The organism is Streptococcus sp. NSJ-72 (assembly GCF_014334035.1).
Classification (GTDB): Bacteria; Bacillota; Bacilli; order Lactobacillales; family Streptococcaceae; genus Streptococcus; species Streptococcus constellatus.
Window position 1 is genome coordinate 1,171,005 of the sequence record NZ_CP060489.1, and the last position, 14,551, is coordinate 1,185,555.

General features: G+C 36.6%; 12 protein-coding genes. 10 read left to right on the plus strand and 2 right to left on the minus strand.

Annotation, left to right across the window (positions count from 1 at the left end; translation table 11 throughout):
* Window positions 1-75 precede the first annotated feature (75 nt).
* Together H8787_RS05720 and H8787_RS05725 are read left to right on the plus strand one after the other, a co-directional pair.
* Window positions 76-1,818 (plus strand): ABC transporter ATP-binding protein, encoded by a 1,743-nt coding sequence (locus H8787_RS05720; RefSeq protein WP_187327653.1) that lies wholly within the window; start codon window positions 76-78, stop codon window positions 1,816-1,818.
* Window positions 1,818-3,560, plus strand: coding sequence for an ABC transporter ATP-binding protein (locus H8787_RS05725; RefSeq protein ID WP_187327654.1), 1,743 nt, complete (start codon window positions 1,818-1,820; stop codon window positions 3,558-3,560). The genes H8787_RS05720 and H8787_RS05725 overlap by 1 nt, the downstream gene beginning before the upstream one ends.
* A gap of 30 nt (window positions 3,561-3,590) precedes the next feature.
* On the opposite strand, the gene H8787_RS05730 is transcribed toward H8787_RS05725, so the two are convergent.
* The gene (locus tag H8787_RS05730; RefSeq protein ID WP_187327655.1) at window positions 3,591-4,862 is read right to left on the minus strand and encodes a PLP-dependent aminotransferase family protein; all 1,272 of its coding nucleotides are present in this window, start codon (window positions 4,860-4,862) and stop codon (window positions 3,591-3,593) included.
* Between the two features lie 236 nt (window positions 4,863-5,098).
* Between H8787_RS05730 and H8787_RS05735 the strand changes: the two genes are divergently transcribed.
* The 3 genes from H8787_RS05735 (at window position 5,099) to rpsU (ending at window position 8,344) form a co-directional block, all read left to right on the plus strand.
* Complete coding sequence (locus H8787_RS05735) at window positions 5,099-7,402, plus strand: CAP domain-containing protein (protein ID WP_187327656.1); 2,304 nt, start codon at window positions 5,099-5,101, stop codon at window positions 7,400-7,402.
* A 265-nt stretch (window positions 7,403-7,667) separates the two neighbouring features.
* Window positions 7,668-8,006 (plus strand): ATP cone domain-containing protein, encoded by a 339-nt coding sequence (locus H8787_RS05740; RefSeq protein ID WP_003069168.1) that lies wholly within the window; start codon window positions 7,668-7,670, stop codon window positions 8,004-8,006.
* A gap of 161 nt (window positions 8,007-8,167) precedes the next feature.
* Complete coding sequence (rpsU, locus tag H8787_RS05745; RefSeq protein WP_000048054.1) at window positions 8,168-8,344, plus strand: 30S ribosomal protein S21; 177 nt, start codon at window positions 8,168-8,170, stop codon at window positions 8,342-8,344.
* A gap of 113 nt (window positions 8,345-8,457) precedes the next feature.
* Here the strand turns inward: rpsU and mscL are convergent, their stop codons facing one another.
* Window positions 8,458-8,835, minus strand: coding sequence for a large conductance mechanosensitive channel protein MscL (mscL, locus tag H8787_RS05750; RefSeq protein ID WP_006269480.1), 378 nt, complete (start codon window positions 8,833-8,835; stop codon window positions 8,458-8,460).
* Between the two features lie 154 nt (window positions 8,836-8,989).
* Between mscL and dnaG the strand changes: the two genes are divergently transcribed.
* The 5 genes from dnaG (at window position 8,990) to ccdA2 (ending at window position 14,550) form a co-directional block, all read left to right on the plus strand.
* A complete protein-coding gene (gene dnaG, locus H8787_RS05755; protein ID WP_316242643.1) occupies window positions 8,990-10,765 on the plus strand; it encodes a DNA primase in 1,776 nt (591 codons plus the stop codon).
* 2 nt (window positions 10,766-10,767) lie between these two features.
* A complete protein-coding gene (gene rpoD, locus H8787_RS05760; protein WP_003031450.1) occupies window positions 10,768-11,880 on the plus strand; it encodes an RNA polymerase sigma factor RpoD in 1,113 nt (370 codons plus the stop codon).
* A gap of 18 nt (window positions 11,881-11,898) precedes the next feature.
* On the plus strand, window positions 11,899-12,228 hold the full coding sequence (locus H8787_RS05765; RefSeq protein ID WP_003069160.1) for a metal-sulfur cluster assembly factor: 330 nt from the start codon (window positions 11,899-11,901) through the stop codon (window positions 12,226-12,228).
* Window positions 12,229-12,370: 142 nt separating this feature from the next.
* Window positions 12,371-13,699 (plus strand): branched-chain amino acid transport system II carrier protein, encoded by a 1,329-nt coding sequence (gene brnQ, locus H8787_RS05770; protein ID WP_187327658.1) that lies wholly within the window; start codon window positions 12,371-12,373, stop codon window positions 13,697-13,699.
* A gap of 140 nt (window positions 13,700-13,839) precedes the next feature.
* On the plus strand, window positions 13,840-14,550 hold the full coding sequence (ccdA2, locus tag H8787_RS05775; RefSeq protein WP_003069152.1) for a thiol-disulfide oxidoreductase-associated membrane protein CcdA2: 711 nt from the start codon (window positions 13,840-13,842) through the stop codon (window positions 14,548-14,550).
* Window position 14,551 lies beyond the last annotated feature (1 nt).

A 14,551-nucleotide genomic window follows, 5' to 3' on the forward strand; every position in this document is an offset into this window, starting at 1 on the left:
TGACTGTGTTTTATTTTTACGAGTGATTGTACAAAATAGTGTATAATGGTAATCAGCAATAATTGAGGAGAGAATATGAATCTTATCAGAAAATTAGGTTGGTTTTTCAAGCTAGAGAGAAAGCGGTATATAATTGGAATTCTAGCCTTGTCTTTGGTTAGTGTTTTTAATTTAATTCCCCCCAGAGTAATTGGTGTGGTAATTGACCGTATTGCTAGTCGAAATCTAACATCAAACCAATTAGTTTTAAATCTTTCGGTTTTGCTTGCTTCAGCTTTTATCATGTATGGACTGCGTTATCTTTGGCGGCTATATATTTTTGGTACAGCAAATCATTTGGGAAGACTGTTGCGTTCTCGGCTTTTTGAGCATTTTACTAAAATGTCTCCGTCTTTTTATCAAAAATATCGAACAGGAGACTTGATGGCGCATGCAACAAATGATATTAATGCAGTCGTGAGCGTGGCAGGTGGAGGTGTTATGTCGGCGGTAGACGCCACTATCACAGCTCTGATAACGCTGTTGACTATGTTTTTTGTTTTAGACTGGCGCCTGACTTTGATTGCCATTTTACCATTGCCATTTCTTTCTTGGGGAACGAGTCTAATTGGGCGAAAAAATCATGAGAGTTTTAAGGCAGCCCAAGAAGCTTTTTCTGATTTGAACAATAAGGTGCAGGAAAGTGTTTCGGGAATTAAAGTGACTAAATCATTTGGCTATCAAACAGCAGAAAGTCAATCTTTTGCAAAAATAAATCAGGATGTCTATGAAAAAAATATTCTAGCTGCAAAATACAATTCTCTCTTTGATCCTATGGTGTTGATTTTCATCGGCTTATCTTATGCTTTAACCTTGATTTTTGGTGGACTGTTCATCTCTAGAGGACAATTTACAGTTGGAGAATTAGTAACATTTATCACTTATCTGGATATGTTAGTGTGGCCTTTGCAGGCAATGGGTTATCTTTTTAATATTAGCCAGAGGGGGGCAGTTTCTTATGAGCGGATTGAGCGACTGTTAGCAGAAAAATCTGATGTCAAAGAGACAAAAAAACCAGTTTCCCCTATCCAAAACGGTCGTTTGGTCTATAACATTAAATGTTTTTCTTATAAGGAAACAGCAACTTTGTCCAATATTCACTTTTCGTTAGAAAAAGGGCAAACGTTAGGAATCGTCGGACAAACAGGTTCTGGTAAGACGACACTTTTGCGCTTACTGATGAGAGAGCAAGATATTCAAGATGGTGCTATTTATCTGAATAATCATGATATTCGAGAGTATAGATTAAAGGATTTGCGGAGTTTGATTGGTTATGTACCACAGGAGCAGATTCTTTTTGCAATGTCAATTATAGATAATATTCGATTTGCAAATCCAAGTCTATCAGATGATGAAGTGATTCAAAGTAGTAAGCTGTGTGGTCTTTATGAGGATATTGTTGCCATGCCAGAAGGTTTTCATACGATTGTTGGTGAGAGAGGTGTGTCTCTTTCAGGGGGACAAAAGCAACGTTTAGCAATGAGTCGAGCACTTGTTCTTAAACCAGATATTTTAATATTGGACGACTCTTTATCTGCTGTTGATGCTAAAACAGAACACTTGATTTTGAAAAACCTCAAAACAGAAAGAGACGACAAAACAACTATTATTACTGCCCACAGACTGTCAGCAGTTGTTCATGCTGATTTGATTTTAGTGATGGAAAATGGACGAATTAAAGAACGGGGTACTCACCAAGAGTTATTAACTCAAAATGGTTGGTATGCACAAACTTATCATAAACAACAATTGGCAGAAAATCTAAAGGAGGATCGATAATGAGAAAACAAGTAACCTTTTATCGCCTTCTAACTTATATGTGGCGTTATAAATGGATTAGCATTTTGGCGCTCGTTTTCATCTTTGCGACAACCTTGGTAACGACAACTTTGCCACTTTTAGCTCGCTATTTCATTGACCATTTTATTAGTCGTTATCAGATTATGACAGGTTTTTATGTTCTGATTATGTACTATGCTCTTTTTCTTTTGCGAGTGTTATTTACTTTCTTGGGACAATATTCTTTTGCGCGTGTGGCACATAGCATTGTTCGCGATTTGCGTCAAGAAAGTTTTGAAAATATTGAGCATTTAGGGATGGTCTATTTTGATCAGACCCCAGCAGGAGCGATTGTCTCCCGTTTGACAAATGATACACAAGCAGTAGCGGATATGTTTAGTAGTATCTTTTCAAGTTTTTTAAGCTCTGTTTTTATTCTTGTCGTAACATTGGTGACGATGTTTAGCTTGAATTGGCGATTGACAAGTCTTATTGTACTCTTTTTACCAGTCATGTTAAGTTCCATTTTGCTTTATCAACGCTTATCTAATCGTCTCCTCAAGCTTGTCAGAAGTAAACTAAGCGATTTGAATGTTAAACTTTCTGAAAGTATTGAGGGAATGCGTATTATTCAGGCATTTGGTCAGGAAAATCGATTAATAAAAGAATTTGAAACTATTAACAGCGAGCATTTGGATTATACAGTTCGCTATCTTAATATTAATAGCCTTTTTCTGCGGCCAGCCATGTCTTTGTTGAAAATTTTAGCTTATGCGGTCATTTTAGCTTATTTTGGTTTTACTTGGCAAATTGCAGGAGTAACAGCCGGAGTTATGTATGCCTTTGTCCAATATATCAATCAGCTTTTTAATCCTTTGATTGATTTGATGCAGAATTATTCTGTTTTGCAAACATCTATGGTAGCTGCAGACCGCGTTTTTGAAATCATGGACCGTAAAGATTATGAACCTAAGCAAACCAATTTACCGCTAGAGATTACAGATGGAAAGATTGAATTTCGGCATGTTTCCTTTTCATATGATGGCAAGCATGATATTCTTAAGGATATCTCATTTTCAGTCAAACAAGGGGAGACAATTGCTTTTGTCGGTGCAACGGGCTCAGGCAAGTCTTCTATCATCAATCTCTTTCTGCGTTTTTATGAATTTGAAAGAGGAGAAATTTTAATTGATAATCAAAACATTAGGGATTACAGCCAAGCTGAACTGCGTCACAATGTTGGATTAGTTCTTCAAGACCCATTCCTTTATCATGGTACCATTGCTTCTAATATCAAAATGTATCAAAAAAATCTAGGACGAGAAGAGATTATAGAAGCTGCTAAATTTGTTGACGCGCACGACTTTATCAGTCGGCTACCTGCAAACTACGATAGCCCGGTGACAGAGAGAGGGGCGACTTTTTCGAGTGGTCAAAGACAATTGCTAGCTTTCGCTAGAACAATTGCAAGCAAACCTAAAATCTTAATTTTGGATGAAGCAACCGCCAATATTGATTCAGAGACTGAGGAACTGATTCAGGCTTCGCTGAGAAAAATGCGTCAAGGACGAACGACTATTGCCATCGCTCACCGCCTGTCCACTATTCAGGATGCTAACTGTATTTATGTGATGGAGCAAGGACGAATTATCGAATCAGGCACTCACGAGGAACTCTTAACTCTCAACGGTACTTATTATAAAATGTACCAACTTCAAGCAGGTATGATGGGAGAGGAGTGATTTCTTAGAAAAAAGGAGCTTCGGCTCCTTTTATAAATATTTATTTAAATGTTGTAAGGTTTTTTCTAGATTTTCATATCTAATTTTTGCGTATTGATAAGGACAATCATGTATGTAACTTGATTCAAAAAAATCCAATGGTAGATTGCTATGTTTGAAAGAGCTGACAGATTTAAGTCCACGTAGATCCAGTAAGATACCATTCCTATTGAGAAAGTAGGAAAGTTTGAGTTGATTTTCACTTAAAAGTTTTTTAGCTCTCATTACTTCTTTTTCTTGTTTATTGAGAAGAAAAAGACGATTTTTCTCAAACATAAGATTATCAATGTAAAGAGATAGGGCTTTTTGCATGATGAGATTGCTATCGTAGTCTACTGCTTTCTTATAAGCAATGAAAGCCGATTGAATATCCGATGGCAGTAGTAGAGCTGTTATTCGTAAGGCGGGAAAAAGACTGGCAGAAAAAGATTTGATATAAATGACATGTTGGCTGTCGTCCAAGTAATGAAAGGTCAACTCATGTTTGCTGTCAAAGTCAGCTAAATAATCATCTTCTACGATATAAACATCATAAAGCTGAGCAAGACGAATGATTTCCTCTTTTTCTTTTCGGTTGTAAGAATGTCCTAAAGGGTAGTGAAAGCGTGGAATGGTATAGAAAAACTTGATATGACCCGTTCGGAAAATCCATTCCAATTCTTCTAAATCAATTCCTTCCGGAGTCCGTTCAATCGTTTGATAAGGAAGTTTTTGGGCAGTTAGCAAATCGTTTATTCGATGATAAGTCGGCTGCTCAACTAAAATTTCATGTTTTTCGTTTGGAAAGACAATTTGTGACAGAATATAAAGAGCTTGCTGGGTACCAGAGGTTAGAACCAGTTTGTCGGCAGATGTGTAAACAGCTGAATCGAGAAGCAGTTGCTGAACCGACTGACGCAAGTCCTCCAACCCTTCCTGCTGTGAATAGTAGTTAAAAAGATAATTTTCTCGACCGATGAGCGTTTCATTGAGACAAATTCGAAAATCTTCATAAATTTGGTGGCGGTCATCCCTGACAGATAATTCCATATATTGCTGATCTTCCAGACTATTTTCTAAGACATAGTAGCCACTCTTGGGAACAGCATAGATGTATTTTTGATATTTTAATTCCATTAGTGCCTTCTGGGCTGTATCTTTGCTACAATGATACTTATCTGCTAACTTACGAATAGAAGGAATCTTCTGCCCCTTGAGCAATTTCCCATTTTGAATATCTTGACGAATCCGATCTACGATACATTGATATTTAGATTTTGGCATCTTAACTGTCCCCGTACAGAAGAAATTTTCTTTATTGTAGCGTATTTTGAAATCTTTTACAATCAGGAAATGATAGTTTGTGTTGTATAAGATTGTCCTGTGGATTACTCTCCACTAAATAATCAGTGTAAAAGAAATTTAATGAAATAGTTATCTGTGTAATACATTAGTGGAATTGTAATTTGGGTTGAAATGGTTTATAATAAAAAATAGCAAGTATATTAGGAGGTCCTCTAATGGAGAGAAAACTAAAAAAGTCAGTCGTTGCGACCGGTTTAGCTGCAACGACAATTATTTCGGGTAGTTTATCACATCAAGTAAGCGCCGAAGAAGTAAAACCACAATCTACTGAACCAAAGACATCTGAAAAAATTACCAAACCAGTTACAGAATCTGACGTTCAATCAGCAAAATTGGAAGCAAATGCTGCGAAAGTTCAGAAAGATACACAACAGAAAGTTGTAGATAAAGTAAAAGAGGATGTAAATACTTCAAAGGAAGCGGTCGTAAATAGACAGAAAGCCGTAGCAGATGCAGAAACAGAAAAAAATGCAGCAACTTCAGAAGTGATTGAAACTGCAAAAGAAAAAGTAAAAACAGCAGAGGACACTGTTGTAACAGAGGAGAAGAAGGTTCAAGAAGCAAAGTGTTCGGAAGAAAAGGCAAAAGAAGCTGTTAAAAATCAAGAAAATATTGTAGCGGGGCAGCAATCACTTGTTGATGTTGCACAACGTGAATTAGACACAGCTAAAGCTCCAGTTGCCAATGAGGAACACGATCTTAACCGCGCAAAAGAAGAAGAAAAACAAGCGGAAAAAAATTTGGCAGAAAAGCAAAAAAATCTTGCTAAAGTGAAAGAAGAAATCGCTAATCTTCCCAAAGAAATCAATGCAGCTACTGAACAAGTCAAGCAAAGTGAGCAAAAAGTTGCAGAAAATCAAGCGGCTATTGATCAAAAAGCTGCTGAAGTAACCCGCGCTGAACAATCAGTTGCTAATAGAAGAAATGTTGACTTGAGTAAAGCGACCTATGGTGAATTTTTGCAACATGCTAAAACAAATGGAGCCAACCTAGCGATTCGTAATGCAGCTGCTGAAGCTCTAGCGACTTATGAAAGAGCTAAACATGAAGACGGTATTACAGTTGGTTCTGATTCAACAAGTCCAGCAACTTTGGAAAATAATTTAAAAGCGATTGAATTGGTTAGGGCAATCAATGCTTACCGTAAACAAGCTGGATTAAAAGAACTGTTGATTGATCCTTACAAAAATCCAGCCAGCCAAGTCCAAACTCTTTATTTTAGAAGAGCAAATTGGCATATGGGCAAATATTTTGGCAATGAAAACGTGGCCATTAATAGCTCTGTAAGAGGAGCGGTTGACTATTGGTATAAAGAAAAAGCCTTATATATGGCTGAGGCAGCTAAGTATGGGCTAACAACAAATGAGCGAGACATTGATTCCAATAAAATTTATACTACTCTTTACAAGCGAGGTCAGCTTGATTTCTTCTACAAAGTTGGTCACTATCTTCAAATGATGGATAAAAACTTTAATTCGATTTCAGCAGCATATTATAGTAATCCAAATCCATATAATAATTTATATGAAGTTGGTTTCCACACAGCATCTAATGAACGCTTCAATAACGGTACTCTTCTTAGCGCAGATGCTTATGAGCAAGCAATCCGTAATTTTGCTGGTGCTGCAAAAGCCGCAAATGCACAAGCGACAGCAGCCAAGAATCAATTAGGTGTGTTGCGAGCTCAAAGAACGGGTTATGTATCTACTTTAAATATCCAAAAGGCAAAATTAGCAGACCTTCAAAAATTAGCTGCGAATCGTTCGGCTGCTCTTGCTACTGCGAATGCTGGAGTGATTACAGCCGAAGCAGCTTTGACGAAAGCGAAACAAAATGTTGTGACAAAAGAAGCAGCTTTGAAGCGTGCAACTGCAGCTATTGCATCCAAGTTGGCGCCAAAACAAGCAGCGTTAGCAAAAGAACAAGGATTACTGGAAACCGCTAAAAATAAGTTAGCAGAACTAAAGAAAGCCTTAATTACAGCAGAATTGAATGTTGCTAAAGCAAAAGATGCTTTGCAAACTAGTCAAACTGCACTAAAAGTAGCACAAGATAACTTGGTAAAATTACAAAATGCACCACAAGCACTTGAAGCAGCTCAAAAGGCTTTTCAAGCTGCACAAGCTGATTATGCTGCTAAGGTTAAAATGTTAAATGAGGAAGAAACAAAACTGGCTATTTCTCGTTCAATTTATACCAAGTTACAAGAAAACTACGAACAATTGCAAAGTCAACTTCCTACGAAGGCTCAAAAAGAAACAGGTGTAGAAGTACAAAGATTACACTTATCTAGAACTTACCAACCAAAACCATTGCTAGTTAGACAACAACAAAATAGCAGTCAAAAAGTTCTGCCTGCTACTGGTACCAAAACCAATCAGGTTGCTGCATTAGGACTGCTACTTGGTTTGGGAACTTTATCCAGTGCTCGCCGTCGTAAAAGAAATAACGAAGATTAAATAGCTGAAGATTTTAGAAAAGTCTAATCTTTTGACCAAAAGACAAACAACTCTATTTCTAAGTGTTTGTCTTTTTTAGATTGAGAGATCAAAAGCTAACATTGAAGAATGAAAATGTTAGTAAATAAAATCAGGCTTGAGAAAGCGTAATTTTCATCTACTAAACTTCTCAAAATATCTATCGTTTTGAGAATTAGTGAAAAAATAGTATAATATTTTTACTGTACTAAGTACACGAAACTAACTAATTTTAAAGGAGTTTCTCATGCAAGTCATCAAACGTAATGGAGAAGTTACTGATTTTAATCCAGATAAAATTTATCAAGCTATTCTGAAAGCAGCACAAACAGTCTATGTCTTGACAGATGATCTACGTCAAAATTTAGCACTTGTAACCAAAAAGGTAGTGCTAGATTTGGAAGAAGCGAGGGTTGAGCGAGCTACTATTAGTATGATCCAATCTATGGTAGAAAATCGTCTGTTAGGTGCTGGTTATATTACGATTGCTGAGCATTACATTTCCTATCGCTTGCAACGTGATTTAGACCGGAACGGCTATGGCGATCATATCGCAGTTCATTTGCATTTTGAACAAATCCGATAAATTTGTAGCCTAGATTACAGAATGAGGTAGTTGTCAGATGCTCAATCAATTTTTTCGATTTCTCCAAAAAACAGACACATTCCACATTCTCATGGGACTTGACAAGTGTATTTCAATATGATAAAATTTAAAGGATTTTAAGCTTGAAGGGAGTGAAAAAAATGTCAAAAACAGTAGTACGTAAGAATGAATCCCTTGACGATGCTCTTCGTCGTTTTAAACGTGCGGTTACTAAAGCTGGTACTCTTCAAGAAACACGCAAACGTGAATTCTATGAAAAACCTTCTGTAAAACGCAAACGCAAATCAGAAGCAGCTCGTAAACGTAAAAAATTCTAATAATAGAAAAAGCAGGATTGAAATCCTGTTTTTTTGTTTCTATTTCAAAAGAAAAGAGTCTGAGATAAAAATTTTCTCAAACTCCTACAATGTTTTATTTTTCTCCCAAATCTCTATTTCTTTTCGAGCAAGGCTTTGATTTCTTGAAGAACTTCTAATTCAGTTGGTCCTGCGGATTCTTCAACAGTATCTTCTTTTTTAGTAAGGTTTTGTGCTTTTTCAACAGACTTAACGATGAAGAAGAGGACTGTTCCAATGACGAGGAAATTGATAATAGCACTCAAGAAGCTGCCGTATGCAATTCCATTCCATTTTAGACCAGCAATTTGTTCTACACCAGCAGCTTTTATAGCTGGATTGAGAAACAAAGGAGTAATAACGTCTTCAATCAATGATTTGACGATGGCTCCAAAAGCATTAGCGATGACGACACCGACCGCTAGGTCAATCACGTTACCGCGAAGAAGAAAGTTTTTTAATTCCTTTAACATTTTCTTTTTCCTTTCAAAATACTAAACTATATTATATCTAAAAAAAGGGGAAAGTCAATAAAATGTCTAAAAAATATAGTGAATATTTTACTTTTTGGTAAATTTATTATAAAATGTAAGTTGTTATTCTATGATAAATTGGGGGTGTTGTCTATTGATTGATAAAGAAATCATTTCTGATATTAAAAATAGCGTCAATATCGTCGAAATCATAGGAGAAGTCGTTGCTCTAACAAAGGCCGGAAGGAATTATCTGGGGCTTTGTCCTTTTCATGGGGAAAAAACTCCATCATTCAATGTAGTAGAAGAAAAACAATTTTATCACTGTTTTGGCTGTGGGAAGTCAGGTGATGTCTTTAAATTTATTGAAGATTATCGCGGCGTTTCTTTTATGGACGCTGTACAAATTGTTGCCGATCGTGCAGGGTTTCCGTTAGAAATAGAACATAGTAGAACAGAACAGTCAACTCATACTAATCCTCATCAAGCACTTTATGACATTCACACGGAAGCTGCAAGGTTTTATCATGCAGTATTGATGACAACAAAGATAGGAGAAGAAGCACGTTCTTATCTTTATGAGCGTGGCTTGACAGATGAGGTGATAAAGCATTTTCAAATCGGCTTAGCGCCTAATGAAAACAACTATCTTTATAGAAGTGTTAGTGGGAAATTTGACGAACACGTCATTATGAATTCAGGTTTATTTAACTTAGCTGATAATAATCTGGTTTATGATGCTTTTCAAAATCGGATTATGTTTCCGTTGACAAATGATGCAGGGCAAGTTATTGCTTTTTCGGGTCGTGTTTGGCAGGCTAATGATATAGAGCAGAAAGTTGCTAAATATAAAAATAGCCGCAGCACACCAATTTTCAATAAAAGTTATGAGTTGTATCATCTAGACAAAGCTAAAGCGACTATCAAGAGAAGTCATGAAGTTTACTTAATGGAAGGCTTTATGGATGTTATTGCAGCTTATCGCGCTGGAATTGAAAATGCTGTGGCCTCTATGGGGACAGCTTTGACGCATGAGCATGTAGAGCATCTTCGTAAGTTCACAAAGAAAGTCATTTTAACATACGATGGTGATAAAGCGGGACAGGCAGCAACACAAAAAGCACTGGATGAATTACATAATTTGTCAGTTGAAATTGTTAGGATTCCCGATAATATGGATCCAGATGAGTTTATCAAAAAAAATTCTGCTGACGATTTACAAAATTTACTTATCAAAACACGAATTAGTGATATAGAATTTCTTTTAAACTATCTGAAGCCAGATAATGTAGAAAACTTGCAAGCTCAGCTAGAATTTGTGGAGCGAATGTCGCCTTTGATTGCACAAGTCAAGTCGATTACTGCACAGAATTCATATATTTATATGTTAGCTGAGCTGTTACCTGATTTTGACTATCAGCAGGTGGAGCAAGCTGTTAATAATCATCGCCTGGTCAATAGAAAAGAACAGCAACAGCAAGTTCGTCAGCAGGTGACACGATTTGATATTCCAATAACGAAGCAAGTATCGCGATTGATTAAAGCTGAAAGTCATCTCTTGCAACGTATGATTGAGAATCCTGTCATCTTAAATGATTATCGTTTAAGAGAAGATTTTCATTTTGCAACAGCAGAATTGCAAACTTTGTATAATATTTTAAAAACGAATGGTGAAGTTACGCCACAAGATTTATCTGAACAAAATGACTCAGTACAGCAATCCTGGTATCGGGTTTTAGAAGAGAATCTGCCCAAAGAGGTATCTGAGCAGGAGCTAGTCGAAGTGGAACAGACTCGAGATAAAGAATTGCTTCGAAAAGAAAATCAATTGATTGGCAAAAAAGTTCGTGAAGCATCTCACAATGGTGATGCAGATACGGCATTAACAGAGTTAGAGCGATTTATTGCTCAAAAAAGGAGAATGGAGTAAGAATGGCTACAAAACAAAAAGAAGTAACAACTTTTGATGTTCAAGTTGCAGAATTTATTCGCAACCATAAAAAAACTGGTACAGCAACCGATGATGAGATCAATGATCAATTAGTCATTCCATTTACTTTAAATGCTGATGGTATTGAGGATCTTCTTCAACGAATTCAGGACGCAGGGATTGCTATTACGGATAAAGAGGGCAACCCAAGTGAACGGGTCTTAAATACAGAGGAAGAAGAAGCTGAATTAACAGATGAGGAGTTGCTTGGTAGCAATTCTGCTAAAGTAAACGACCCTGTCCGTATGTATTTAAAGGAAATTGGTGTTGTTCCGCTGTTGACCAATGAAGAAGAGCAAGAATTAGCTGTCCTCGTGGAACAAGGCGATTTAGAAGCCAAGCAACGTTTGGCGGAAGCTAATTTGCGGTTGGTCGTTTCCATCGCTAAGCGCTATGTTGGGCGTGGCATGCAGTTTCTTGACTTGATTCAAGAAGGAAATATGGGATTGATGAAAGCTGTTGATAAGTTTGACTATACTAAAGGTTTCAAATTTTCAACATATGCTACTTGGTGGATTCGTCAAGCGATTACTCGTGCGATTGCTGATCAAGCTCGTACGATTCGGATTCCGGTTCACATGGTTGAAACGATTAATAAATTAGTGCGGGAACAACGAAATCTTTTACAAGAATTGGGACAAGATCCAACACCAGAGCAAATTGCAGAGCGGATGGATATGACGCCTGATAAAGTCCGTGAAATTTTGAAGATTGCACAAGAACCTGTTTCTCTTGAAACACCAATTGGAGAGGAAGATGATAGTCATTTGGGTGATTTCATTGAGGATGAGGTTATTGAAAATCCAGTTGATTATACAACGCGTATCGTTTTGCGTGAGCAATTAGATGAAGTTCTTGATACATTAACAGACCGTGAAGAAAATGTGCTGCGTCTGCGTTTTGGGCTAGATGATGGGAAAATGCGTACACTGGAAGATGTTGGAAAAGTATTTAACGTAACTCGTGAACGGATTCGACAAATTGAGGCTAAAGCCCTGCGCAAATTGCGTCATCCAAGTCGTAGCAAACCGCTTCGTGACTTTATTGAGGATTAGTAGATAAAAGGAGACACCATGACATACACAAATGAACAAATTGATGATATTAAAAATCGTATCTTGGAAAGTTTGGAACAAGTTATTGATCCTGAATTAGGAATTGATATTGTTAATCTTGGTTTGGTCTATGAAATTCGTTTCAATGACGAAAATGGTGAAACGCAGATTGATATGACTTTAACTACTATGGGATGTCCGTTGGCTGATTTCTTGACTGATCAAATCCGTGACGTGATGACCGATGTGCCAGAAGTTAGCAAAGTAGACGTGAGATTAGTATGGTATCCGGCATGGACTGTAGATAAAATGAGTCGCTATGCACGTATTGCTTTAGGAATTAAATAAAGCAAAAAAAGCAGTGCAATCTATTTTGTTGTGCTGCTTTTAATTTTAATCTAAATATTCAGAATTCATAAAATATTTAAAATTATATCGGAGTTTTTTGAATTATAAAAAATGAATCTATCAAAATTTTTAAGGAGATAAGATGATAAAAAAAGGAGCATTAACAGGATTACTCTTGTTCGGAATATTTTTCGGCGCAGGTAATTTAATTTTTCCGCCAACTTTAGGAGCTATGTCAGGTAAGAATTTTTGGCCAGCAATTTCTGGATTTGTACTTTCGGGAGTTGGAATTGCTATTTTGACATTGATTATTGGTGCATTAAATCCAAAAGGTTATGTTTATGAGATTTCTAAAAAGATTTCTCCGTGGTTTGCAACGAGTTACTTAGTGGCTCTTTATTTAGCAATTGGTCCTTTTTTTGCCATACCACGGACAGCAACTACCTCCTATGAAGTTGGGATCGCACCATTGCTTCCGAGTAATATGACTGGTTTGGGACTCATTATTTTTACAATTTTATATTTTGTATCTGCTTATCTGATTTCATTAAATCCTTCTAAAATTTTGTATCGGATTGGTCGTATTTTGACCCCTGTCTTTGCCATCTTGATTATCATTCTAATCATTTTAGGAGTCATTAAATATGGGGCTACCGTACCACAAATAGCTAGTGCAGAATACGCAAAGGCAGCTTTTGGATCCGGCTTTCTTGAAGGGTATAATACGCTTGACGCACTTGCTTCTGTTGCCTTTAGTGTTATTGCTGTCCAAACATTGAACCAACTTGGTTTTGCCAATAAAAAAGAATATATTTCGACTATTTGGATTGTTGGAGTGGTTGTGGCACTTGGGTTTAGTGCGTTGTATATTGGATTGGCTTTCTTAGGGAATCATTTCCCGATTCCTGCTGATGTAATGGCGTCTGATGCCAATAAAGGGGTCTATGTCTTGTCCAGAGCTACACAGGCTATTTTTGGACCAACAGCGCAAATTTTCCTTGCTGTAATGGTGATAGTGACTTGTTTTACCACAACGGTCGGTTTGATTGTTTCAACATCTGAATTTTTCAATAAAACGTTTCCTGCGATTGCTTACAAAACTTATGCGACAGTCTTTACATTGATTGGATTTGCAATTGCAAATCTTGGCTTGGAAACAATTATTCAGTATTCTGTGCCAGTTTTACAAATTCTTTATCCAATTACTATTGCAATCGTAATGATTGTGATGGTCAATAAATTTGTTGCCTTATCTAAAGTAGGGATGCAATTGACAGTAGCCGTTGTGACAACTATCGCCTTTGCAAGTATTATTGGACAACAATTTAAATTAACTGCTCTTATAAGTATAATCAACACCCTACCACTTGCACAAGCATCTATTCCTTGGTTATTACCAACAGTTATTGGAATTATAATCTCTTTGTTTTTACCGAACAAGCAAAAAAGCGATACTTTTGAAATGGAATAATCTCAAGAAGTCTATCACGAAAGTGGTAGATTTTTTTATGACCATATTAAATTCAAGTTTTTTCAAATCGTCGTCTCTATTTTTTTCTGCTCATCACATATATACTAGCTATATAAAGAAAATTAGTAAGGAGAAAAGGTATGGCATCAACCGTATTTTCAATTTCTGTATTTTTGGCCGGTATCTTATCTTTCTTCTCGCCGTGTATTTTACCTCTCTTACCGGTGTATGTTGGAATTTTGTTAGATACAGATGAGCCGAGGACAGTGACTGTTTTGGGAAAGAAAATCTCTTGGTATGGCATTGTAAAAACACTATTTTTCATTGCTGGTTTATCAGTTGTATTTCTAATTCTTGGATATGGAGCAGGATTTTTAGGAAAAATCTTGAACGCTGATTGGTTTCGTTATGTACTGGGGGCTATTGTCATTCTACTTGGTATTCATCAAATGGAGTTGATAAATTTCAAGGTATTACAACGACAAAAAAGTCTCCAATTAAAGCAAAATAAGAATAGGAATGATTTTTACAATGCTTTCTTATTAGGTGTAACTTTTAGTTTTGGTTGGACACCTTGTGTTGGCCCAGTCCTTAGTTCAGTATTAGCTATTGCTGCTTCTGGTGGAAATGGAGCTTGGCAAGGTGGATTGCTCATGTTGGTTTATACCCTAGGATTAGCTATCCCATTTCTTATTTTAGCTTTTGCTTCTTCAATTGTATTGCGCCATTTTGGGAAAATTAAACCTTATATGAGCACATTGAAGAAGATTGGAGGGGCTCTCATTATTTTAATGGGAATCTTACTCATGCTAGGAAATTTCAACGTTCTGGCTTCAATATTTGGTGGATAAA

Excerpts from the sequence above, each read along its gene's own strand:
- mscL (WP_006269480.1), bottom strand. The coding sequence starts at position 8,835 with ATGTTAAAGGAATTAAAAAACTTTCTTCTTCGCGGTAACGTGATTGAC.
- H8787_RS05725 (WP_187327654.1), top strand. The coding sequence starts at position 1,818 with ATGAGAAAACAAGTAACCTTTTATCGCCTTCTAACTTATATGTGGCGT.
- ccdA2 (WP_003069152.1), top strand. The coding sequence starts at position 13,840 with ATGGCATCAACCGTATTTTCAATTTCTGTATTTTTGGCCGGTATCTTA.
- rpsU (WP_000048054.1), top strand. The coding sequence starts at position 8,168 with ATGTCAAAAACAGTAGTACGTAAGAATGAATCCCTTGACGATGCTCTT.
- H8787_RS05730 (WP_187327655.1), bottom strand. The coding sequence starts at position 4,862 with ATGCCAAAATCTAAATATCAATGTATCGTAGATCGGATTCGTCAAGAT.
- H8787_RS05765 (WP_003069160.1), top strand. The coding sequence starts at position 11,899 with ATGACATACACAAATGAACAAATTGATGATATTAAAAATCGTATCTTG.
- rpoD (WP_003031450.1), top strand. The coding sequence starts at position 10,768 with ATGGCTACAAAACAAAAAGAAGTAACAACTTTTGATGTTCAAGTTGCA.
- H8787_RS05720 (WP_187327653.1), top strand. The coding sequence starts at position 76 with ATGAATCTTATCAGAAAATTAGGTTGGTTTTTCAAGCTAGAGAGAAAG.
- H8787_RS05735 (WP_187327656.1), top strand. The coding sequence starts at position 5,099 with ATGGAGAGAAAACTAAAAAAGTCAGTCGTTGCGACCGGTTTAGCTGCA.
- brnQ (WP_187327658.1), top strand. The coding sequence starts at position 12,371 with ATGATAAAAAAAGGAGCATTAACAGGATTACTCTTGTTCGGAATATTT.
- H8787_RS05740 (WP_003069168.1), top strand. The coding sequence starts at position 7,668 with ATGCAAGTCATCAAACGTAATGGAGAAGTTACTGATTTTAATCCAGAT.